At 38.0% G+C, this 24,553-nt stretch carries 20 protein-coding genes; 10 read left to right on the plus strand and 10 right to left on the minus strand.

The features are described 5' to 3' along the window. Nucleotides 1-25: 25 nt before the first annotated feature. From QW060_RS16380 to aspS, 4 genes are all read right to left on the minus strand, one after another. Nucleotides 26-1,495, minus strand: coding sequence for an efflux transporter outer membrane subunit (locus QW060_RS16380; RefSeq protein WP_290364534.1), 1,470 nt, complete (start codon nt 1,493-1,495; stop codon nt 26-28). 2 nt (nt 1,496-1,497) lie between these two features. After that, nucleotides 1,498-4,671: an efflux RND transporter permease subunit gene (locus QW060_RS16385; protein WP_290364535.1), complete on the minus strand. Its 3,174-nt coding sequence runs from the start codon at nt 4,669-4,671 to the stop codon at nt 1,498-1,500. A 16-nt stretch (nt 4,672-4,687) separates the two neighbouring features. Next, nucleotides 4,688-5,842 carry an efflux RND transporter periplasmic adaptor subunit gene (locus tag QW060_RS16390; protein WP_290364536.1) on the minus strand — a complete coding sequence of 385 codons (1,155 nt, stop codon included), beginning with the start codon at nt 5,840-5,842 and terminating at the stop codon, nt 4,688-4,690. Between the two features lie 256 nt (nt 5,843-6,098). Further along, nucleotides 6,099-7,850, minus strand: coding sequence for an aspartate--tRNA ligase (aspS, locus tag QW060_RS16395; RefSeq protein ID WP_290364537.1), 1,752 nt, complete (start codon nt 7,848-7,850; stop codon nt 6,099-6,101). A gap of 178 nt (nt 7,851-8,028) precedes the next feature. On the opposite strand from aspS, the gene QW060_RS16400 reads away from it, so the two are divergent. The 4 genes from QW060_RS16400 to QW060_RS16415 all read left to right on the plus strand — a co-directional run bounded on the left by QW060_RS16400 (nt 8,029) and on the right by QW060_RS16415 (nt 12,706). Next, entirely contained in the window at nt 8,029-9,786 is a 1,758-nt protein-coding gene (locus QW060_RS16400) for a T9SS type A sorting domain-containing protein (protein WP_290364538.1), read from the plus strand. Nucleotides 9,787-9,788: 2 nt separating this feature from the next. Continuing rightward, nucleotides 9,789-11,075 (plus strand): branched-chain amino acid transport system II carrier protein, encoded by a 1,287-nt coding sequence (brnQ, locus tag QW060_RS16405; protein ID WP_290364539.1) that lies wholly within the window; start codon nt 9,789-9,791, stop codon nt 11,073-11,075. An 8-nt stretch (nt 11,076-11,083) separates the two neighbouring features. Then, nucleotides 11,084-12,166 (plus strand): carboxypeptidase-like regulatory domain-containing protein, encoded by a 1,083-nt coding sequence (locus tag QW060_RS16410; RefSeq protein ID WP_290364540.1) that lies wholly within the window; start codon nt 11,084-11,086, stop codon nt 12,164-12,166. Nucleotides 12,167-12,238: 72 nt separating this feature from the next. Beyond that, nucleotides 12,239-12,706: a DinB family protein gene (locus QW060_RS16415; protein ID WP_290364541.1), complete on the plus strand. Its 468-nt coding sequence runs from the start codon at nt 12,239-12,241 to the stop codon at nt 12,704-12,706. Nucleotides 12,707-12,735: 29 nt separating this feature from the next. Here QW060_RS16415 and QW060_RS16420 read toward each other — a convergent pair whose 3' ends face one another. The 6 genes from QW060_RS16420 to QW060_RS16445 all read right to left on the minus strand — a co-directional run bounded on the left by QW060_RS16420 (nt 12,736) and on the right by QW060_RS16445 (nt 18,573). After that, the gene (locus QW060_RS16420) at nt 12,736-13,956 is read right to left on the minus strand and encodes an MFS transporter (protein WP_290364542.1); all 1,221 of its coding nucleotides are present in this window, start codon (nt 13,954-13,956) and stop codon (nt 12,736-12,738) included. A gap of 206 nt (nt 13,957-14,162) precedes the next feature. After that, a complete protein-coding gene (locus tag QW060_RS16425; protein ID WP_290364543.1) occupies nt 14,163-15,125 on the minus strand; it encodes a helix-turn-helix transcriptional regulator in 963 nt (320 codons plus the stop codon). Nucleotides 15,126-15,137: 12 nt separating this feature from the next. Next, entirely contained in the window at nt 15,138-15,530 is a 393-nt protein-coding gene (locus QW060_RS16430) for a hypothetical protein (protein ID WP_290364544.1), read from the minus strand. Nucleotides 15,531-15,627: 97 nt separating this feature from the next. Then, nucleotides 15,628-16,005: a hypothetical protein gene (locus tag QW060_RS16435; RefSeq protein ID WP_290364545.1), complete on the minus strand. Its 378-nt coding sequence runs from the start codon at nt 16,003-16,005 to the stop codon at nt 15,628-15,630. Nucleotides 16,006-16,194: 189 nt separating this feature from the next. Then, on the minus strand, nt 16,195-17,352 hold the full coding sequence (locus QW060_RS16440; protein ID WP_290364546.1) for an MFS transporter: 1,158 nt from the start codon (nt 17,350-17,352) through the stop codon (nt 16,195-16,197). 150 nt (nt 17,353-17,502) lie between these two features. Further along, a complete protein-coding gene (locus QW060_RS16445) occupies nt 17,503-18,573 on the minus strand; it encodes an NADH:flavin oxidoreductase/NADH oxidase (protein ID WP_290364547.1) in 1,071 nt (356 codons plus the stop codon). A 275-nt stretch (nt 18,574-18,848) separates the two neighbouring features. Here QW060_RS16445 and QW060_RS16450 point away from each other — a divergent pair, with 275 nt between their 5' ends. From QW060_RS16450 to QW060_RS16475, 6 genes are all read left to right on the plus strand, one after another. Beyond that, nucleotides 18,849-19,709, plus strand: coding sequence for a YicC/YloC family endoribonuclease (locus QW060_RS16450; RefSeq protein WP_290364548.1), 861 nt, complete (start codon nt 18,849-18,851; stop codon nt 19,707-19,709). A gap of 24 nt (nt 19,710-19,733) precedes the next feature. Further along, entirely contained in the window at nt 19,734-20,306 is a 573-nt protein-coding gene (gene gmk, locus QW060_RS16455) for a guanylate kinase (protein WP_290364549.1), read from the plus strand. A 12-nt stretch (nt 20,307-20,318) separates the two neighbouring features. Beyond that, the gene (gene nadD, locus QW060_RS16460; RefSeq protein ID WP_290364550.1) at nt 20,319-20,900 is read left to right on the plus strand and encodes a nicotinate (nicotinamide) nucleotide adenylyltransferase; all 582 of its coding nucleotides are present in this window, start codon (nt 20,319-20,321) and stop codon (nt 20,898-20,900) included. Between the two features lie 61 nt (nt 20,901-20,961). After that, the gene (locus tag QW060_RS16465; protein WP_290364551.1) at nt 20,962-22,128 is read left to right on the plus strand and encodes an iron-containing alcohol dehydrogenase; all 1,167 of its coding nucleotides are present in this window, start codon (nt 20,962-20,964) and stop codon (nt 22,126-22,128) included. A gap of 234 nt (nt 22,129-22,362) precedes the next feature. Then, a complete protein-coding gene (locus tag QW060_RS16470; protein ID WP_290364792.1) occupies nt 22,363-23,358 on the plus strand; it encodes an NAD(P)H-dependent glycerol-3-phosphate dehydrogenase in 996 nt (331 codons plus the stop codon). Between the two features lie 187 nt (nt 23,359-23,545). Further along, nucleotides 23,546-24,553, plus strand: coding sequence for a TerC/Alx family metal homeostasis membrane protein (locus tag QW060_RS16475; RefSeq protein WP_290364552.1), 1,008 nt, complete (start codon nt 23,546-23,548; stop codon nt 24,551-24,553).

Consider the following 24,553-nt stretch of genomic DNA (forward strand, 5'->3'; position numbering starts at 1 on the left):
CGCTTTGAACCCAAAGCGCATTTTTTTATTGCCAGCCTCCACCCAGCGATTTGTATAATTTTACACGCGAAAGTAGTTTTGCATGTTTTATTCTGTTGAGGTTCAGCTCATTTTCAAGTGCTGCTTTCTGTGTCGTGATTACTTCCAGATAAGTAGCATATCCGCTGTTAAAAAGCAGGTTGGATTGTTTGATCGCCAGATTGGTTGTCTGTACCTGATCTTCTGCGATAGCAAGCTGTTCTTCTACATTTTTAATTACAATAAGGGCGTCAGAGACTTCAGTGATAGCAGTATAAACTGTTTTCTGTAAATCGATTTCAGCCTGTTCACGCTCAATTTTAGCCACTTCAAAGTCCGTTTTTAATCTCTTTTTACTGAATACGGGTTGTGTAAGCCCACCAATAACACTTCCGAATAAGGCTCCGGGTATGTTGAACCAATTTTCAGGAAGCATACTGTTGACACCTCCACTGAGGTTGATTTCCAGAGACGGATAGCGCTTTGCCTGTGTAACACCCACTACGGCATTTTTGGCATCGAGCTCCAGTTCAGCAGCTACCACATCAGGGCGGTGACGCACCAGTTCTAACGGAACACCAATAGTGAGGGTATCTTTAGGAATGAGTGTAGACAGCATGGCATTTCCGAATTTTACTTCATCAGGAAACTGACCTATCAGCAAACGCAATGCGTTTTCCTGAACCCCGATTTGTTGCTTGAGATTAGGAATCAGTGCCTTGGCTACCAGCATCTGTGATTTTGTCTGCTGTGTTGCCAGTGCTGTGGTGTTACCCGCCTGATATTGCAAATCAACGATTTTTAGAGTATTTTGAGTAAGCTCATAATTCGATTGCGCAACTTCAAGCTGCGCATTCAGCAACAGCAGATTGTAATATCCTTCAGCAATTTTACTGATGATTTCGGTTTGTATTGTCTTTTGGGCTTCTTTGGTTTGCAGATAGCCTGCGAGTACTTCATCGCGTTGATTTTTGATCTTACCCCAGATATCTATTTCCCAGCTTACATTCAGAGAACTGGCATTCTGCATAGTGTACCAATACATGTTTTCAGGAGCTTCTTTTCCCTGAGTGTTGTAGTATTTAGAAGAAGCCGTACTGTAAAAATCTTTGGAACGGTACTGATAATTTACATTGCCTAAAGTAGCACTGACAGAAGGAAGCCATTCCATATTTGCCTGTCCGGCTCTGAGGTTGTTTATTTCAATGTTTTTCAGCGCCTTTTGAATGTCAAAGTTATATTGAAGCCCCTGCTCAATCAAAGAGATAAGATAGGGGTCTTCAAAATACGCTTTCCACTGAATCTCAGCAACATCGAGACTGTCTGTAGCAACATGCAGGGAATCCTGACCTCTGAAAGCATCCGGTACTTCAATAGCCGGAGCCTGATATTCTTTCTGAAGCTTACAGGAATGCAGCACTAAAACCATAAGCAGGCTCAATCCAATCGTGTAATATTTATTGTTATAAAGGGTCATAATCAATCGTTTTTAAATTTTGCTTTCCATTTTTCATCCAGTGTCTGGAATACACAAAATAATAAGGGAATAAAAAAGATACCTGTGGCTACTCCGAACAGCATACCTCCGGCAGCACTGAAACTGATGGAATGATTTCCCTGTGCAGAAGGTCCTACTGTCCACATCAGCGGAACAAGCCCTGCTACAAACGCAAAAGAGGTCATCAGAATGGGGCGCAGTCTCATTTTGGCGCCTTCAATAGCAGCATCGGTTATGTTTTTACCTTTTTTACGTTGCTGTAATGCAAACTCTACAATAAGAATCGCATTTTTTGCCAACAGTCCGATAAGCATGATCAAACCAACCTGTACATAAATATTGTTCTGCAGTCCCGCCATGTTTACAAAAGAGTAAACCCCCAATAAACCGGTTGGTACAGATAATAAAATAGCAAAAGGCAGCATAAAGCTTTCGTATTGTGCGGCTAAGAGAAAAAAGACAAAAATAATGCTCAGAGAGAAAATAATAATCGCCTGATTACCTGCCAGTTTTTCTTCAAGCGTCATTCCTGTAAATTCATAAGAGAAATTTCCGGGTAGTTCTTTAGAGAGTTCTTCCACTACCTTTATAGCATCTCCGGTGCTGTACCCGTCTGCGGGTGTGGCCTTAATAGAGATAGCGTTGAAAAGGTTGTAACGGTTAACCGTTTCAGGACCTAATACTTTTCGCAATTTTACAAGCGTATTGGCAGGTAGCATTTCACCTTTATCATTTTTTACAAAAATATTATTAAAGGTTTCCGGATCGGTCCGGTAATCAATATCAGCCTGCATATATACCCGGTACTGTCTTCCGAAACGGCTGAAATCTCCCGCTTGTACCCGGCCGTAATAAGCGCGGATGGTATTCATAAGTTCCTTTACATTGACTCCTAAAGCCCGGGATTTTACATAGTCTATATCTAATATATACTGAGGGAAATTGGCATTAAAGGAGGTAAAAGCATTGGCTATTTCTTCTCTTTCGTTGAGCTTTTTGATGAAATCATCGGCTACTTCATTAAACTTTCCGAATTCACCGCCAAGACGGTCCTGTAATACAAATTCCAGTCCGCTGAAATCTCCGAATCCTTGTACTGTAGGGCGTGGAAATACATTAAAACTGGCTTCATTGATCGCAGACAGATCTTTTTGAATACTGCTGATGATTTCCTGAATATTTCTTACTGCTCCGCGTTCGTTGATGGGTTTCAGGTTGATATAGCCCACAGCAAACGACGGACTTGCATTGGCATCGATGGTATTATAACCGGATATATTGGTCATGCCTTCAATCTCAGGACGTCCCTGCAACACACTGTCTGCTTTTGCTAAAGCAATTTTTGTCCGCGCCAGAGAAGCTCCTGGAGGCATTGTTAATGAATATGTAATAAAGCTGTCGTCTTCTGTAGGAATAAAGCTTGAAGGGGTCTGACGCATACTGAATATGCCCAATAGAATGATGATACCCAATACCAGTAAAGAAAATTTCTTGTTGGCAATCGATTTTTTAACGATATCGGTATATCTGCCTGTGAACCGGTCAAAGGCAATATTGAACAAATTGAAAAAGCGTTCTTTTCGGTACCGAAGCTTACCCCTTATTCCTTTTCGGATGATTTTTTTATCGGATTTAGCTTCGTGCACTTCGTGATCGATGGGTTTCAGAAAAACCGCACATAGCGCAGGTGTCAGGGTTAATGCGTTGACAGCAGAAATCAGAATCGCAATAGCCAGTGTATAGGCAAATTGCTTGTAAAAAATTCCCGATGGTCCTTCCATAAAACCAACCGGTAAAAAAACAGCTGCCATTACCATAGTGATGGATAAAATAGCTCTGGTAATTTCATTCATTGTAGAAATAGTCGCTTCTTTAGCTTTAAGACCGGTGGTGTGCATTTTTTCATGAATGGCTTCTACCACCACAATCGCATCATCTACTACAATACCAATGGCAAGCACCAGAGCAAACATGGTCAACACATTGATAGAAAACCCTAACAGGTAAACAAAAAATAAAGTACCCAATAAGGAAATAGGAATGGCAATAGCCGGAATAATCGTAGATCTGAAATCCTGTAAAAAGATAAATACAATGATAAAAACCAGAAAAAAAGCTTCAAAAATGGTACTTTTTACCTGATTGATGGATTCATCTATCTGATTTTTTACCGAATAGCTGATATCGTATTTTATCCCTTTCGGAAAGGTTTTGGAAACACGCTCCAGAACCGTACGAATGCCCATATCGATATCGCGTGCGTTGGATCCGCTGGTTTGGGTAATGTTTAAGGTAAGTCCCGGAAAACCGTTGACACTGTTGTCACTTCCTACATTTGAAGCGCCAAACTCTACCCGTGCAATGTCTTTTAATAGTAATACTGAACCGTCTTGATTGGTTTTAATAACCAGGTTTTCGTATTCTTCGGGCAGGCTGAAACGTCCCTGATGGCGCAAAGGAGTCTCAAAAGCTTCTTCGGAAGTTTCTCCGAATTTACCCGGTGCAATTTCAAAATTCTGATCCCGGATGGCTTTCATCACATCCTGAGGCGTCAGTTGATAAAGCGCCAGTTTTTCCGGATTGATCCACGTACGCATAGAATAATCTCTGGCACCTACACGGGATACCGCAGCCACTCCGGGAACTCTGAGTATTTCCCTGTTGAGGTTGATTTGTGAAAAAGCCTGTAAAAAAGTTTCATCATAGATACCGTCCGGATGATCACTATAAATATTGATGGTCATAATATTTCCACTCTGACGCGGAGTTACAGAAATACCGGCTTCATTGACTTCTGAAGGAATCTGGCTGGTAGCTCTGGAAACACGGGTTTGCACGTTTACGGCAGCCTGATCAGGATTGGTTCCCGCTTCAAAATTGATGTTGATAGTTCCCGATCCGCTGTTACTCGCTTTGGAGGAAATATACGTCATATTATCAACCCCGTTGATGGCTTCCTCAATGGGTAATAAGACACTTTCCGCAACGGTTTCTGCACTGGCACCAGGATACGACAGGGAAACCGTTACACTCGGAGGAGCGATTTCTGGAAACCGTGTAATCGGTAGTTTGGTTAGACCAATCAATCCCAGTAACACAAAGAGAATAGAAATAACCGTTGCCAGTATAGGGCGTTGTATAATGGATTTTAGCATAATGTACTATTGGAAATTAGAACTGAGGCTTCACGATGTCGCCTTCTGCAAGTTTGTTTAAACCTGTTTTGATGACTAAATCACCGGGTTTTAAGCCACTGGATACGATGTAATTCTGACCCGATACATCTTGAATTTCAATCATTTGAAACTTCACACGGCTTTGTTCATCCAGAATATAGACAAATGTTTTGTCCTGAATGGTGGTAGTCGCTTGTTGCGGTACGAGAATCACATTGCTTTTACTTTCTTTAAGCTTTATGGTACCTGTATTTCCGGAGCGCATAAGATCCTGAGAGTTTGGAAAACTGGCACGTAATGAAATAGAGCCTGTCGATCGGTCTACCTGACCGTTAATCGCATCCACATATCCTTTTTCTGAGTACTCAGTGCCATCTGCAAGAATAAGTTGCACATCGCTCATAAGCTTACCGCCTTTTTCTGAATTTTCCCGATCGTTTTGCTGTAGTTTATTTTTGGTAAAATAGAGGTAATCGGATTCACTGATGCTGAAATAAACATACACATCGCTGATATCTGTTAAAACGGTAAGAGGTTGTGTTTCTCCTTTGGTTACCAGGTTTCCGATACGTTTGGGAAGCCTCCCTATATAACCGCTTACAGGAGCCTTGATAACCGTAAATTCCATATTGATTTTTGCAGACGCAACTGCCGAACTGGCTCTTGCCAAAGAAGCCTTAGCTACTTCATAATTAGATTTAGCCGTTTCAAGCTGAACGCCGGCGATGACCTCATTTTCAATTAGTGGTTTTAACCGGTCAATTTCTAACTGGGCATTTTTTAGTTTTGCTTTTTCAACATTTTCAGTAGCCAAAGCATCATTCAAAACTTCCTGATACGGTAACGGACTGATCTTAAAGAGTGCTTGTCCTTGTTTTACATAGTCACCTTCGTCTACATAAATTTCTTCTAAAAGCCCTTCGACCTGAGGACGGATTTCTACATTTACTTTTCCTTCTATGGTTCCGATATAGTCCTTAACGGTAATGGCTGATGTAGTATCTATTTTAATAACAGGTAATGTAAGAGCATTTTCCTGTTCATTGGGTTCTTTTTGCTGTCCTTTTTTACAACTCTTAAGACTGAATGGAAGGGCGAGGAGCAGTAAACCAAAAAGAATACAGATTTTAGTGTGTTTTTTAAAAATCATGGTATGTTTTAAGATTGTATTAGACCCTTATACATTACAAATTTGAGACCTCTCATATAAATAATCTATGATTGAGATGTTTTTTTAAATTATTTTTAAGAAATCTGAAAAACAACATTGTTTTTTTAGGAAAGTGTTAACGTTGTGTGTTGTTTCATAGTCCTTTTGGGTAAGTATATTTCTACAAAATGAGTATAGGAGCAACAAAAAAAGCCGCTAATCATGATTAGCGGCTTGTATAAAATATATAAAATGACTATTTTATATGTAATGCTAATGACAATTCTTCTAATTGAGCGTTGTCTATCGCTGCCGGGGCATCAATCATGACATCTCTTCCGGAATTATTCTTAGGGAATGCGATAAAATCACGAATGGTTTCTTGTCCGCCGAGTATAGCAGTGAGACGATCCAGTCCAAAAGCCAATCCACCGTGTGGCGGTGCTCCATATTGAAAAGCATTCATCAGAAAACCAAACTGTTCTTGTGCCTGTTCTGCTGTAAAGCCTAAATGCTTAAACATAAGGGCTTGTGTATCTTTGTCATGGATACGAATAGATCCGCCTCCGATTTCATTACCGTTTAATACTAAATCATAAGCATTGGCACGTACTTTTCCGGGATCTGTATCCAGCAGATGCATATCTTCTTTTTTCGGAGAAGTAAACGGATGATGCATAGCATGGAAACGCTCACTTTCTTCGTCCCATTCCAATAAAGGAAAATCAACGACCCAAAGAGGTGCAAATTCATCCGGTTTGCGAAGCCCCATTCGATTGCCAAGTTCCATACGCAAAGCGCTTAACTGAGAACGTGTTTTGTGAGCTGCACCTGATAAAACCAATATAAGGTCTCCGGCTTTGGCACCTGTTTTTTCAGCCCATTGCGCTAAATCTTCCTGATCGTAAAACTTATCTACAGATGATTTAAATGTTCCGTCAGCTTCACACTTACAATATACCATACCCAGTGCACCTACCTGAGTGCGTTTTACCCAGTCAATAAGGGCATCGATCTCTTTTCGGGAATAGGATGCGGCACCCGGAACAGCAATACCAACAACTAATTCAGCATTGTTGAATACCGCAAAATCTTTATGTTGAGCTACTTCATTGAGTTCTCCGAATTCCATTCCAAAACGGATATCCGGTTTGTCATTTCCATATTTCTTCATCGCTTCATCAAAAGTCATTCTTGGAAAACTCTGAACATCAATATGGTGAATTTCTTTCAGTAAGTGACGCGTCATTCCTTCAAAAACGTTAAGAATATCTTCCTGATCTACAAAAGACATTTCACAGTCAATCTGTGTAAATTCAGGTTGACGATCTGCACGCAAATCTTCGTCGCGAAAACATTTTACAATCTGAAAATACTTGTCCATTCCACCGACCATTAATAGCTGCTTAAAGGTTTGAGGAGATTGTGGTAAAGCATAGAATTGACCTGGATTCATACGGGAAGGTACCACAAAATCTCTTGCGCCTTCCGGAGTAGATTTTATAAGATATGGGGTTTCTACTTCACAAAAATCCAGATTAGACAAATAGTTACGAACTTCCTGAGTTACTTTATGACGAAACATCAGACTGTTTTTTACCGGATTTCTGCGAATATCCAGATAGCGGTATTTCATACGAATATCTTCTCCACCATCTGTTTCATCTTCTATGGTAAACGGAGGCAGTTGAGAAGAATTGAGAATGGTTAAGGCAGATACCAAAACTTCAATATCACCCGTAGCCATATTATTGTTTTTTGCTTCACGCTCAATAACGGTTCCCTTTACCTGAACAACAAACTCGCGACCCAATGATTTCGCTTGTTCCATTACTGTTTTTTCTGTGCGTTCCTCGTCAAATATTAATTGTGTAATTCCATATCGGTCGCGTAAATCAACCCAAATCATAAAACCTTTATCACGTGATTTCTGAACCCAGCCCGATAGGGTAACTTCTTTATTTTTATCGGCAATTCGCAATTCGCCGCAAGTATGACTTCTATACATTGTTAAGACTCTATAGTTGAGAACAAAGGTAAAAAGTTTTACGGGTACTTCCGAAAATTTAAATATAATTTGATGTTTTCTATAAAAAATAATTATTTGTTAAAATTAATCAAAGGTGTGTAGTTATTTTTTGATTTAATTTATTTATTTTAGACAAAATAACAATAATAATGGGAATATGAAATTAAAACTACTTTTTACCTTTCTTAGTATTGGCGCTCTGCACACCTATGCGCAGGGATTGAATCAAAGTGAATGGCTCTGGGAGGTTCATGTGGAGAACACCTCTATTGCAGGGAGTCAGTCTCTCGGATTTATCGATAAAAACGGACATCACTTTATGGTGGGAAATTTTAACGGAACTTCTACGACCGTACAGGGAACCACTCTTCAAAATTCCAGTATAGTAACTGCTCCGTTTAAATCTGATGCATTTATTGCACGGTTTGATAGTGACGGAGCCCTGATGAATGTCATTCATTTTGAAGGCAGTCATTCCGAAACCATTACCTCAATAGAATACGATGGTGAAGATCATTATTATATCAGTGGGGATTATAAAGGAACGATGAAGCTAAACAGTACTACGGTATTGGAAAATCAGGATTTGACAGCATCTAAAACCTTTATTGCCAAATTTAATTTGTCAGGACAGCTTATCTGGTCAAAAGTTTTTGATCAGTATATTGGCAGCACCTATCTGAAGTATAAAAACGGGTATCTTTATATGGCTGGAAATTATGCGTGGGATCAACTCACATTTGAGAATACTGTTTTACCCGAAGCCAACTATAACCCAACAATTGTTGGTATGGATAAGAACCTCGTAGCCAAGTTTAGCGCATCAAACGGTAGTCTTGTATGGGTTTCTTCCTCAAAATATACAGGGCCTAATACAACTGTTTCTTCCGACAGAATCGGAGCTCAGGTAAAAACTTTGGCGATTGACAATAACGGAAATGTTTATATCGCAGGTGATTTTTTTGCTAAATCAGTCACCTTTGGTACTATTACACTCAACAGAACTTCCAATACAAATGCAAATGTCTTTTTCGTACGTTACAATAGTTCCGGTGCTGTAGCCTGGGCAAAAACCGCTACTATTGGAGCTACTTCCGATGCAAAAGTATTTGATATGGGAGTAGATTCCGCTAACGATGTGTATATCACAGGAATTGCTTATAATTCAACCATTAATTTTGAGGGTACTTCTTTACAGTTTCCGGGTAATTATGGTAGCTTCTTAGTTAAATATAATACAGCAGGTAATCTGTTATGGGCAAAAAAAGGGGGTATTTCTTCTGATCAGGCACCGGGTACCGGTTTAGGCTCTTCCTGGTTTTCTAAATTGTATATAGATGCAGAAGACACAATTTTTATTGGGGGTAATTTTTATAAGTATCTCAATTTAGGTTCGGGTTTTGTGTACAATCTTGAACCGCAGAGCTATCTCATACTGGCAAAATATAATAAACTTGGTACTGTTCAATCAGCCGAATTATATCCGTATAATCCCAATTCGGCAGCCAATTTAAAAGTATTGCGCTCAGGAACAGATTTTTCGATAATATCTAATGTATATGGAAATCTTCAGCTGAATAATCTAAATTTTTCTACTAATCAGATTAACCATTTATATATTGCCAAACGCAAATCACAGACGGCATCAAATGAAGAATTTGACGCAAGAGCATACACCGTTTATCCAAATCCGGCAACAGATGTTTTATTCATCAAAGACGTAGAAAATCTGTCAGAGGAAACGCAGTTTGAGATATCGGATGTGAGCGGAAAAAAAATAGGGAGAATGCAAAAGAAAGAAGCTGTGCTGAGCGGCATTGATATATCGGGTTTATCAGCAGGAATCTATTTTCTGAGTATTTATGACAGCACAGGTAACGTAAAACAATATTCAAAATTTATTAAAAGCAATTAGCAATGGGAACAGATAAAACCAAGTCAACACTCATTTTTGGATTAGCTCTTTTTGCCATGTTCTTTGGAGCCGGTAATTTATTATTACCCCCTTTTTTAGGCTATCAGACAGGAGATAACTGGTGGAGTTCACTGGCCGGATTTTCATTTACAGGCATTCTGGCTCCTATTATAGCGACCCTTTCCATTTTAAAATCCGGAGATTACTTTACTGATTTGGGAAAGAAAAGTAATCAAACTCTGGTATATATATTAGCCACGATTAACCTGTTGTGTATTGGTCCGCTCATTGCAATTCCCAGAACAGGAGCTTCTGTGTATGAAGTTTCTGTATTACCACTAATACCAGATGCGCAACCGGTTTGGGTTTGTATTATTTTCTTTGCAGCAGTGCTCATTTTGTCAATATCCAGAAAAAACATCATTACAGTACTGGGTAAAGTCATGACGCCCATTCTGATCGCTTTATTATTGCTTCTCATAATACCGGGCATTTTTTTAGGAAATCTAAGTGCAGAAAACTACAAAATGACAGCAGATCAAAGCTTTTTAGTAGGGTTTCAGCAAGGGTATCAGACAATGGATTTCTTAGGATCACTTATTTTTTCAGTAGTTATCATCTCTGCTGCCAAACGCTATGGATATACCCATCCGGAAGATAAGAGAAAAGTTGTTATTAATGCGGCACTTATAGCAGGTTTATGCTTACTGATCATATATGCGGGGCTTTTCTATCTGGGACATCGTTTTGAACCGACCGGAGATCATGTCTCTCGAGCTTCTTTTCTCATTCAAATCAGTAGCCGGCTTTTCAATAATAATGGCGTATATCTTATTTCTGTAATCATGATTTTGGCATGTTTGACCACAGCAATTGCCTTAACAGCAGGTTTTGCACGTTTTTTTGACCGTATTACAAAAGGAAGACTTGGCTATCAGGAAGGTGTTATTCTTTGTACTCTGGTTTCCATTATACTGGCAATTAACGGAGTAGAAACCATTCTGGACTATGCGATGGGACTTTTGAATTTTATTTATCCGATCATTTTGGTGCTGGTTTTGTTTACCTTTTTATTTGGTAATATGGTAACTTCCAAAGGACCAATACTCACTGCTATTATTGTAACGACAGTTATTTCTTTTATCCGTATCTTTTACGAATGGAATCCGGAACCGAATATAAAGTCAATTCTGTATAGCTTGCCATTGGTAAGATATCAGTTAGAATGGGTTATCCCGGCGTTTATAAGTTTCGGATTGGCCTTTTTGATTACCAGAATTTCTAAATAATAAATTATATGTCCTCTTTTCTGAGCAAATTCATTTTGTTTGTAGTATTGATGGTACCATTTATAAGCGTTGCTCAGGCACTGACGGGAAAAGTTCTGGATCAGGCAACGAATCTGCCTGTTGCCGATGCTTCCGTTTTTATAGAAAACTCTTCAACTGGTGTGGTGACAGATCAAAATGGCTATTTTTCTATTCCGCTGATTCCTGAAAAGGAAGTTACGGTTATCATCAGTGCTTTGGGATATCAGTACCATCTTATTGAAAATGCCCGTCCGGAAAACAACCGTATCGTATATCTTACAGTCGATGAAAACCAAATGGAGGAGATGATTATTGATAAACGATTTTTTACCAGAGAAGAATTACTGAAGTGTTTTAAGACCTTTTTTGTAGGAGCAACGCAAAATGCAAAAAAAACACAGATCAAAAATGAAGATGACATTCATTTATATTATGATGGTGAAAACTTCAAATTAACAGCCTGGGCCGATAAACCCATTAAAGTATATAACAGCAATCTCGGATATGAAATAGATTTTCACCTGGCAGAATTTGAAGTTAAATTCAGAAGGTTATCAATTATCCCGACAGATAATGAATACAGTCTGTTGTATGGTTACACTTTTTTTAAGGATATAGGAAACCATAAAAACAGAATAATAAAAAACAGAAAAGAGGTATATCAGAATTCACCGGCTAATTTCTTTAGAAGTCTGGCGGAGCATGCTCTTTCTGAGCATCATTTTCTGTTGTATGCGAATAGTTTGCCAATTGAGGAAACACAATATTTCAGCATACATACAACACCTGCCGGATATAGTATTAACGTGCTGAAAAAACCCGTCAAACAGTTGCCGTCAATAGTTATGAAAGTAGATAACAAGGATGTAACAGTTGCCGGGAAATCAGAAGAACAACCTTTTCATGTGATGAATACCAAAACCAATGCTACTTCTGTGCTTTATATCGGAGCCGATGCTATTTCCATCGATAAAAGGGGAAATCTTTTAAAAGCAAATCAGGTGTTTTTCGGAGGTTTTTTCGGTGATCTCAAAGTAGCGGATATGCTTCCGGTAGATTACAGTGAATAATTTTTTTACTGCTGACAAACTGTTGTCATTTCACGCCATTAATTTTGAAATATAATTTAAAAACAAAACGTTATGACGACATCAGTTTTATCAAAACAGGCATTATTAGAACATTGGCAAGGACATCGGAATCTGACAAGAAGAGTTATTCTGGCTTTTCCCGAAAAAGAATTATTTGAGTACGCAGTAGGTGGTATGCGACCTTTTGCATTGTTGGTACAGGAAATGATCGCTATTGCCGGTCCTGCCTTAAAAAGTATTGTAAATAATGAAACAAATGCGTATCAGGAAGCGGACGGAATAAAGACTAAAGAAGCGCTGTTGACAAAATGGGATGAAGAAACAGCTGTCATCAACCATTATTACAATTTGCTGTCAGAAGAGCGGTTTCAGGAGACTTTTAATCTTTTTGGTCAGTATGAGTTTAAAATAATAGACAATATTTTTTACTTTATTGATAATGAAATTCACCACCGCGGACAAGGTTATGTGTATCTGCGCTCATTGGGCATCGAACCTCCTTATTTCTGGGAACGATAAAAAATAAAAGGCTGTGATTTCACAGCCTTTTATTTTTTTCCTAATTGCATTAAACTTGGTGTAAAAAAAGAAATTATTCCTACAAAACTGATGACAGCTCCCAAAATAATAAAAGTTAAGTTTACTCCTATATTGTCTGCCACAAATCCGGTACTGAGCAATCCGATCATAGAAGGGATAATGGCAATACTGTAAAACATAGAGAATACACGTCCCATTTTTGACGGATCTATTTCTTCCTGTATGATGGCTACAAAGTTGGCGTTGTATATAGAGGCAGCGGCACCACCTATAACCGTAAGCACTGTAAACAGAATAAAGGCATCAGTAGGTAGAATTCCGGATATTGTAAAGGTAAGTCCGAGCACAATATGCATTATATTTATAAAGATAATTTTTCGGACTGTTGGTTTTATGATTCCGATCAGTCCGCCGCCAATGAGCATTCCTACGCCCCAAACAATTTCAATGATACTCATTTCAAATTTGCCTCCGTTGAAATGGTTAAGCGTCAGTAATGGAAATAAAACACTTACCGGCAAAATACAAAAGGTAGCAATAATGGAGTAAATAAACATCCACGTAATTCCTTTATCTCTGAAAACTTCCACAATACCAATGCGTAAATCTTTCCATACCTTGGCAAGTTTAGAGGAATCATCATCAGGAGCCTTTTCCGGATTGGGAATATACACAAAGAGTAAGGAGGTAATGGCAAAAACAGCCCCTATAATATCAAACAAAAGTACATTTCCGATGCTGAATAATCCGATAAGCAGAGCGCCCAGTGCCGGACCTGCAATACTGGAAACAGACTGAATAATCTGATTGATACCAGCAATACGCAGCAATTGATCTTTTGGTGCAAGCATAGGAATGGCTGCCTGCATAGCCGGCATATGAAAAGCCGAGCCAACAGAGCGCAAGCCAAGCATAATATAAATAAAAAACAGGCTTTGATTGCCCATATAAAAATTGAGCGCCATAAAAGCAGTACATAGAGCTACGAAAGCATCTGAAAAAATCATGGTTTTTTTACGATCCCACCGATCGATATACACTCCTGCAAACGGACCTATAATGGCTTGTGGGAGCAAAGCGGCAATAGCGGCAAAAGCAAGTGTTTCTGCTGAGCCGGTTTCAATGCTCAGCCATATAATGATGGCAAAATTAACTGCCGAACTGCTGATTAAAGAGATAAACTGACCTGCCCAAATAAGAGCAAATTTTCTCATCCAAGTTTCTTTCATATAAAAAAGAATTGTTCTTTCTGAAAAAGAAGTTATAAATATAATGGAGGGATACAGATGAAGAAATCTGTATGAAAAACGGAGTTAAGGTTTTTCTACGCTAGAAAAACAATAAAAAAGTGGTGTGCCACATGGTTGACATGTCATAAAATTCTGTGCAAAATTACGCAATTTTATGAATTTTAAAAAGTTTTTTTACAGCCGGATTAAACCTTGTTTATTCGTCTCTGAATAGTTGTGAGCATTTGTCTGATATCGTCTTTAAGTTCTTCAGGTTCAATAATATCTGCCTGATCGGCAAACATCAAAAACCACCGGGAGAATCCTTCTGTAGTATCTCTGCAATAAAAAGTCATTTCAGTAGTATGCTCTGAAATGATTTCAGATTCAAAACCAAAGTGAACACGTTCCCATTTGAGGAAATGAACAACCTCGTTATCCACACGGATGCGTACTTTTGTTTTAGGAGCGTTTTCTTTTTTCTGAAGCAAAAAGGTATGAACCGATGGGTGTTGAAGGGTGTAAGGTATTTCCGTTGAAGTAATCGTAAAAATACGATCGGTACGAAACTGGCGGTAATCACTTCTTTTCAGGCAATAGGCATACACATACCAAAAGCCGCCTTCATGGAATAATCCAATAGGTTCAATAATCCGGTTGGCAGCGAAAGTATCTTGTATTCCTTTGTAATGAATGAGCGTCTGCTGTTTTTTTGCAATGCTTTCAAACAGTAATGTGAGGGTTTCCGGAGCTTCTGAATTAAAAAGACTTTGAGCCGGGGAGCTCATGACAATGGTTGATTCTATGGTTTGAAGCCACTCTTTCTCGGAACCTTTCAGGATGGATTTTATTTTGAACATTGCATTCATAAAATGCTGTGACAAATCCCGGTCTACATATTTTCCTACTAATTTCTCTGCTGCAATAAAACTCATTGCTTCTTCCTGAGTAAACATAACCGGAGGAAGCTTGTAGTGATCCATAAGTTCATATCCCGATCCGGCTTCGCTGTAAATGGGTACGCCTGCTTGCTCCAGACTTCTGATGTCACGGTAAATGGTTCGAAGGCTCACCTGAAATCGGTCTGCGAGGTCTTTTGCTTTGACAATTTTTCTGGACTGCAGATGAATGAGGATGGCGACAATACGATCAAAGCGCTTTGTTTCCATAAAATGCAAGGATTATTTTATGCGTTGATACACTTCTGTAAAGCAATCATAGCACTGTGCTTTAAGAATAAGTTGCTCATTTTCAACATTGATAGACTGTTTGTTCATGACCCCGGTTTTTAAGATGTTTTGGGGTTCACTGCTTTCAATTACAGTTCCTTTTTCAATGGTATAGGGCTTTTCAGAAAGTTTATGTGAATTCTCATAAACAGATAAAGTAGAAGGGGTAATCTTGATAATATGTTGCTTTTTCTCGGGATCAAAAGTGACCGTTTGACCCGTAATACCTCCTGAACGTTGAATTAACACCCATTCTCCTACATGTGCCTGAGCAGAATTATTTTTCATTGTAGTACATGCATACGTTAAGTTGAGGATCAATAACAACAGCAGAAATTTTTTCATAGCAACAATTTTATAGCGAAGATAAACTATAATTTCAAGAAAAAAGTCGGTTATAAACCGACTTTTTCTTCTTCATAGCTATTTTTTTCGTAAGTATTTATCTTGTACAGTTAGCTGTCCAAGTTTTTCCGTCTTTAATGTAAAGCATTTTTAAAGTGCTTGCATTAATTCTAATATAACTCGTTTCGTCACCTCCGATGTTGATATACATGTTATCTCCATCTTCTTTGAATTCAATACCTGTGATGTTCTCAATTCCGTCAGAGAAAGCAAAGTTATATTTGTTTCCAACTTTTGCTACTGTTACTGAACCATCACTTACAGACTTAGTTTCTCCGTCTTTAAGAAACGATATAGAACCATTATATGTTCCTACGAATAAATCGTTGTCTGCCGGATCATCGTCATCACTACAAGAAGTAAAAACAACAATACTCAACATTAACACTCCAAAAATTTTAAGTAAACTTTTCATACAATTTTTATTTATTAGTTTTTAATTCTAATAATCTTTATTCAATTGAAATGCCAAATTACATTAATTCTTGTTCTTTTGCAGATAGGTTTTTGAATGACAGTGTTTTATACAGATTTCACATCGGTCTTTCATATTGCTAAACAGTCTGTTTGAATGGGTATTTTTTACACATTTGATTTAATATTTCTACATTTTTTGAGAAATATTGAATTTCTTGAGAAATACAAACGATAATAAAGCACCTGTCATTGCCATTCCGGCACCCATCAAAACAGAAGTATTATACGAGTATCCTATAATAATCGGGATTCCGCCTAAATAAGCTCCCAAAGTGTTTCCTATGTTAAAACTTGCCTGCCCGGCAGAGGCTGCGAGGGTTTCTGCTCCCTGAGCATTTCTGATCAGCATCATTTGCAAAGGAGAACCAATCGTAAAGGCTACCAGTCCGGTTATAAAAGCCATGATATAAGCCATTATGTTGATATGAGCTGTAAAATAAACTATAATCAGACATACTACCATAGACGACAAACACAAAATAGCTGCTTTTGTGGGAGAGATGCTGTCAGAAAGTTTACCTCCTAAAATATTCCCAAAAAACATTCCTGTGCCTACAAGAATCATAATATAAGGAATGTTGTCAGCAGGAACTTTAGAAACATTAATAGACATGGGAGCTATATAGCTGATCCATGCAAACAATCCTCCGGTTCCTATCGAAATAATAGCTATTAAAAGCCAGGCCTTTATTGTCTTAAAAAAACTTAACTGAGATAGCATACTGGTATTGCCCCGGGTTTCTGTTTTAGGCAGCCAAAACAGAATGGCAAGAAAGGTTACCAGCCCTAAAGAGGCAATTATTATATAAGTAATACGCCATGTATAATGATGTCCGATATAGGTGCCCAGCGGAACACCCGCCAGATTTGCAATCGTCATTCCGGTAAACATAAAAGCAATAGCTTGTGCTTCTTTTCCTTTGTCTGCCAGTTTTGCAGCAACTACTGATCCTACCCCAAAAAAAGCACCGTGTGGTAAACCTGAAATAAACCGAGCAACAGAAAGCGTTTTAAAATCGGGAAGGATGGCAAACAATCCATTGAAAATAAAAAATAAAAGCATTAAAAACAACAATACTTTTTTAGGTGAAAATTTACTGGTAAACATGACCAGTGTTGGTGCTCCTACCACTACGCCTAATGCGTATAAAGCGATAAAATGAGCGGCATCTGTATCCTTTACAGATAAATCTTTTGCAATGTCGGGTAGAATACCCATCATGGTAAATTCAGTCATTCCAATAGCCAATCCACCGAAGGCTAAGGCTATTAATCCTTTTTTCATTTAATGTATAGTTATATAGTGCCCGTATATCTTAGAGAAAGATCATTTAGGGCATTCTCTGAAAAGGATGAAACGTACAAAAGCAGTGTCATCGGGTAGAGAATCCCAGCGAGTTCTTTACTAAAAGATCATTGGGTTAAGTAATAAAAATTATTGTTTTTCTTTTCCGCGCTCATATTGATCTGCCCAGTCAATGGTTTCGTCCAGATCTTCTGCTGCCTGATAGACAAAATGAGGGTTTCTCAGGAATGCACGGGCAATAGAGACAAAATCGGCCTGATTATTTTCTAAAATCGTCTCTGCCTGATTACCGTTGGTTATCAATCCGACAGCACCCGTAATGATACCGGTTTCATTTTTGATACGGTCAGCAAACGGCACCTGATAGCCCGGTTCGGCAGGGATGCTTTGTTCCCGTACCCCGCCACCTGTAGAAACATCAATTACTTCAATACCTTTTTGTTTCAGGATAGCGCACAGGCGAACAGTTTCATCAATATTCCATCCGTTTTCTGCCCAATCCGTTGCTGATACGCGAACCCATAAAGATTGTGTAGATAGCTCAGGCTGTACAGCATCGATGATTTCCAGTAAAAAGCGGATTCTGTTTTCAAAAGATCCTCCATAAGCATCTTCTCTTTTGTTAATCAAAGGAGAGAGAAACTGATGAATCAGATAACCGTGAGCAGCATGGAGTTCAATAATTTCATAACCGGCTGTTACGGCTCTTTGAGCAGCGGTCTTGAAATAATGGACATATTCTTTTATCTGCGGAATGGTCAACGCAAAAGGAGGGACATCTTTTGTGTGAAAAGCAAGAGCGGAAGGGGCAACAGTTTGCCAGCCGTTTTCTTCTTCCGGTGCAAATTGATTGCGGTTGATCCAGGGTTTATTTGAACTCGCTTTTCTGCCGGCATGTGCCAGCTGAATGCCGGGAATACTTCCCTGAGATTTTATAAAAGATGTAATTTGTTTATATTTTTCTATCTGGCCATCTTCCCAAATACCCAAATCTGCATACGTAATACGTCCGTCAGGCGATACTGCTGTAGCTTCCTGAATGACAGCACCTGCTTTTCCTATAGCAAACTGTCCTAAATGTACCAGATGCCAATCTGTAGCATATCCGTCTTTTCCGGAATACTGACACATAGGAGAAACTACAATTCTATTTTGTAAGATTTGATTTTTTAGGTGAAGCGGGGTGAATAGTTTACTCATAATAGACATTTTGAAACAACAAAGTTAGGGTAATAATTTTTTATGGAAGACAATTTAACGGCATTTAAGACAATTCCATAAAGGAAGAGATAGCACTTTTAAAGCTTAGAGAGTGCTAAAAGACTAAAAAAAACCGAAAAGATCTAAACCGCTCTCTCTGTAACGTGTTCCTTTTTTGTTACAACCTTAGTTTTGAGCAACTAAAATGGAATTATAGTGCCAATGCATTAAAAATAAAGCGTTTTGATTACCTTTGTAGCTTTATTTAGATCAGTATGATAAATTCAATGACCGGCTTTGGTAAAGCATCCTTACAACTACCCTTAAAAAAGATAACCGTTGAGGTAAAATCACTAAACAGTAAGAATTTAGATTTAAGCGTACGGTTACCACAGGTTTATAAAGAAAAAGAATTAGAAATACGCAATCTTATTGCGTGCGAACTTGAGCGTGGTAAGATAGATTTTTCTTTATTTATAGAAGTTACAGGAGAAGAAACAGCGAGCCGTATCAATGCTCCTATTGTCAAAGCTTATATCAATCAGATGAAGGAAATTCTTCCGCATGCAGATGAAACGGAGTTGATGAAGATGGCCGTACGTATGCCTGATTCCTTAAAAACGGAACGTCTTGAAATTGATGAGAATGAATGGAAGTCAATACAGAGTGTTATCACAGAAGCCTTGCAGAATATTGCGGCATTCAGAGCGCAGGAAGGTAAGAAGTTACAGGACGACTTTATTTTACGCATTGGTAACATCCGTCAGTTGATGAATGAAATTCTGATTTTGGATCCGGAGCGTATTGTTGCCGTAAAAGACCGTATCAAAAATAATCTGAATGAATTGCAGATTACTATTGATGAGAACCGGTTTGAGCAAGAAGTAATTTATTATCTGGAAAAACTTGATATTACAGAAGAGAAAGTACGTTTGCTGAACCATCTGGACTATTTTCTGGAAACGCTGAACAGCGATGAAGCAAATGGACGTAAATTAGGCTTTATCTCGCAGGAAATGGGAAGGGAAATTAATACTACAGGTTCAAAATCCAACCATTCGCAGATGCAGAAACTGGTTGTACAGATGAAAGACGAATTAGAGAAAATAAAAGAGCAGGTTTTGAACGTGCTTTAATATAACTACAACAACACAACTAAAATGAGTACGGGAAAATTAATTGTTTTTTCAGCACCTTCAGGATCTGGAAAAACAACGATCGTAAAACACCTTTTAAACCATAAAAACTTAGGATTAGACTTTTCTATTTCCGCAACATCGCGTTACCAAAGAGAAGGAGAGATAGACGGAAAAGATTATTACTTTATTTCTGCTGAGGCATTTCAGCAAAAAATAGCAGAAAATGCTTTTGTAGAATACGAAGAAGTATACAAAGATAATTTTTACGGAACTTTGAAATCGGAAATTCAGCGCATTTGGGATGAGGGTAAACACGTCATATTTGATATTGATGTTATTGGTGGTTTGAATATAAAAAAACAGTATCCGGAACAAACACTTGCGATATTTGTGAGCCCGCCTTCTATTGAAGAACTTGAAAAGAGATTGCGTTTCAGACAGACGGAATCTGATGAGAAAATACAGATGCGGATTGATAAAGCAGAAAAAGAAATTGCTGAAGCACCCAAATTTGACGTGATATTGAAAAACCATGATTTAGAAACGGCTAAGAAAGAAGCCTATATTCTTATCGATGAGTTTGTAAATTCATAAAACAAAAAAAGAATGAAAGTAGGTTTGTATTTCGGTACGTTTAATCCGGTACATATCGGACACATTATCATTGCTAATCATCTGGCAGAAAATTCAGAACTCGACCAGATCTGGATGGTGCTTACACCGCATAACCCTTTGAAAAAAAAAGCAGGATTGCTGGAAGATTATCACCGGTTGCATATGGTACATCTCGCAACAGAAAAATTTGAAAAGATACAGGCTTCAGATATTGAATTCAAATTACCTCAGCCCAATTATACGATCAATACACTGGTACATCTGGAGGAAAAATTTCCTAAACATGAATTTTCTCTGATTATGGGCGAAGACAACCTTAAAGGTTTTCATAAATGGAAAAATTATGAAGCTATTTTAGCACATTACCATTTATATGTTTATCCGCGCATATCAGAGAGTACAATACCTGAACAATTTAAAGACCACCCGCATATTCATAAAATAGAAGCACCTGTGATTGAACTTTCTTCTACGTTTATAAGAAACAACATTAAAGAAGGCAAAAACATTGAGCCGATGCTTCCGGAAAAAGTGTGGGAATATATCGATCATAATTTGTTTTACAGAAAATAACATATCCTTAAGAACAAAAAGAATTAACTTAGTAGTTGGTTCTTTTTTAATTTATAGAAACATGAGAAATTTTGAGTTATACAATCCGACCCGTTTGATCTTTGGAGAAAATCTGCACGACAGAATTACAGATCTTATTCCGCAAAACAGTAAAGTACTCCTCGCGTATGGCGGAGGAAGTATTTTTAAGAACGGCGTATATGAAAAGGTAAGCAAAGCACTGATGCCATTTGAAGTGGTTGAATTTGGAGGCATTGAACCAAATCCGAGATTTGAAACCCTGATGAAAGCGGTGCAGCTCATCCGCGAAAAACAAATAGATTTTATATTGGCAGTCGGTGGCGGAAGCGTTATAGATGGTGTCAAATTTATTTCTGCTGCGGTAAAATTTGAGGGCGATCCTATTCAAATTCTTCAACAGCGGTTACTGATAAAAGATCCGCAGCAGGTAGTACCTTTTGGAGCAGTCGTGACTTTACCGGCAACAGGTAGCGAAATGAATTCCGGCGGAGTAATAACGATTGAAGCTACTCATGAAAAACTGAGTTTTGGCGGAGAAGCATTATTCCCTGTTTTTTCGATTGCAGATCCTACCGTCATACAATCCCTGCCTAAAAGACAGCTGCAAAATGGAGTAGTAGATTCTTTTGTACATGTATTAGAACAATATCTGACGTATAAACACGACGCCTTTTTACAGGACAGAATTGCAGAAGGAATATTGCAAACATTGATTGAGATTGGTCCTCAGGTAATACAAAAGCCGGAAGATTATACGTTGGCTTCCAATTTTATGTGGTGCTGTACAATGGCGCTTAACGGTTTGCTCAATAAAGGAGTGCCTACTGATTGGGTAACCCATATGATTGGTCATGAACTCACGGCGATGTATGAGATCGATCATGCGCGAACATTGGCCATAATCGGACCTAATCTTTATAAAGTTATGTTTGAAACCAAAAAAGAGAAGCTGGCACAATATGGCGAAAGAGTATGGGGTATAACCGGGAAATCCGAAGAAGAAACGGCAAGAGAGGCCATTGAAAAAACCATTGCGTTTTATCATGCCGTAGGCATTGATACAAAAATTTCAGAGTATACGTCACAGTATCAGCAAAGTGCAGAGACAATTGTAAACCGTTTTAAACAGAGAAACTGGATAGCAATGGGAGAAAAACAGAACATTACGCCGCTTGAAATAGAAAAAATAGTAGAAATGGCTTACTAAAGCAAAAGCGTTTAGACACCATATCTAAACGCTTTCATAAAAACAAAAAAATATTAATTTATTTCAAATGATTAATTATATAAGAATAACGTCTTTGTTGGTTCTTAAATTGCGCTTATTTACTTAAAAAATTGTTAAAAACACAGATCTTCAGAAAAGAAAAAAAACAGCTTAATAGTAAAATAATTGCTTTACATAGTAAAATAATTAATTTTGCAGAACAAACATTTTATAATGAATGAAGAACCAAAGTTTGCTGTAATCGGGGGTGGAAGCTGGGCAACAGCCATCGCAAAAATGCTTTGCCATAATTTAGAAGAGATCGCATGGTATATGCGAAACGATTCAGCAATTGAAGAAATATTAGAAAATCATCACAACCCGAACTACTTAAGTTCTGTGGAATTTGATACCAACCAATTGCGGCTCACTTCAGATATCAATGAGGCGATCGCTTTTGCCGATTATTTGATATTTGCGGTTCCCTCTGCCTTTTTAGGACATGAGCTGGAAAAACTTACTATAGATATTTCTGACAAAATTATTATTTCGGCTATAAAAGGAATTATTCCTGAAAGCGGACTGATTGTCGGAGAACATTTTTGTCAGACCTACCGGATACCAAGAGAAAATATTTGTGTGATTGCAGGACCTTGTCATGCAGAAGAAGTGGCATTAGAACGACTCTCCTATATCACCATTGCCGGAATCGATCTGCCAAAAGCTGAAATCGTGGCTGATTGCTTGAAAAGTCATTATATAAAGACAAAAGTGTCAGATGATGTTTTTGGGGCTGAGTACACCTCCATGCTTAAAAATATCTATGCAGTAGCCTGTGGTATGGCTCATGGATTGGGATATGGAGATAATTTTCAGGCTGTGTTAATGAGTAATGCCATCCGCGAAATGAAACGCTTTATCAAAAAAGTACACCGGATGAAAAGAAACATCAATGATTCTGCCTATTTAGGAGATTTACTCGTTACCGGTTATTCCCTTTTTTCAAGAAACCGTATGTTTGGAAATATGATTGGCAAAGGATACACCGTAAAATCGGCACAAATGGAGATGAATATGGTTGCTGAGGGATATTATGCTACGAGAAGTGCTTATATCATGAACACGGATCTCAAAGCAAAAACGCCTATCATAGACGCTGTATACGATGTTTTATACAACGGAAAAGAGCCTAAAAAAGTTTTTAAAAAATTAACCGAAAAATTAGATTAGAACACGTTTCTTCTTATTTTAAAACGATATTAATGATAAGTTTCTGTTTTTTAGATACTTATCATTTTTTTTGTTCTTTTTTTATACGTTAAAAAATAATTGTATCTTGTTGATTAAACGGAGGTTATAGTACTTTCCCTTGGTTTAAAAATAAAAAATTACTTTTGGAGCTTAAAAAAAAATAAACATGGGACACGCAGATCATTTGATTAATCATCCGGGATTGATTATCGGTTTTGGGGTAGCAGTTATTATTATGCTATTACTTGATTTAGGAGTTTTTAATAAAAACAGCCATGAAGTTTCCAATAAAGAAGCGCTTATATGGTCATTGGTTTGGATTTTCCTCTCGATGGTTTTTAGTGGGGTTGTATATTATGTACTCGACAAACCTCAGGGAATTACGGATAACTTTTCTAAATATCAGGCGGCCTATTGGATAGAAAAAGCATTATCAGTAGATAATCTGTTTGTATTCATACTTGTTTTCCGATTTTTTAAAATACCCAAAAAGTACCAGCACAAAGTACTATTCTGGGGTATATTAGGCGCATTGGCTTTCAGAGCCATCTTCATCTTTGCCGGAGTAGAACTCATCAAACTTACCTACGTGCACATTCCTTTTGGCGAACATCCGCTGGAAGTAAATGTAGTACTTACTATTTTCGGTTTATTTTTACTCGTGGCAGGTTTTAAATCATGGTTTTCCAGCAACGATGATTCTGAGTCAGATAATATGTCCAAAAACATAGGAGTACGTTTAGTACATAGATTCTTCAAAGTTTCGAATGATTTTGATGGGGATAAATTTTTTACCGTTCAAAAAGGAGTTAAAATGGTTACGCCATTATTTGTGGCACTCGCCGTAATTGAAATCACAGATTTGGTATTTGCGGTTGACAGTATTCCGGCTATTTTTGCTATTGCTCCTGATGATCCGTTTATTCTTTATACTTCTAATATTTTTGCTATTTTGGGATTGCGTTCTTTATACTTTCTGCTGGCAAATTCAATGGATATGTTTTCCAAGCTCCATTACGGGCTGGCAGTAATACTTGTGTTTATTGGGGTGAAAATGCTGATCATGCCTTTCTATCATTTTGATTCAATGGTCTCACTTGCCATTATCGGATCTGTTTTGATACTGTCTGTAGCAGCCTCATTGTTATTTCCTGTAAAACATAAAACCAGCTAA

The organism is Paenimyroides ceti, from assembly GCF_030409925.1.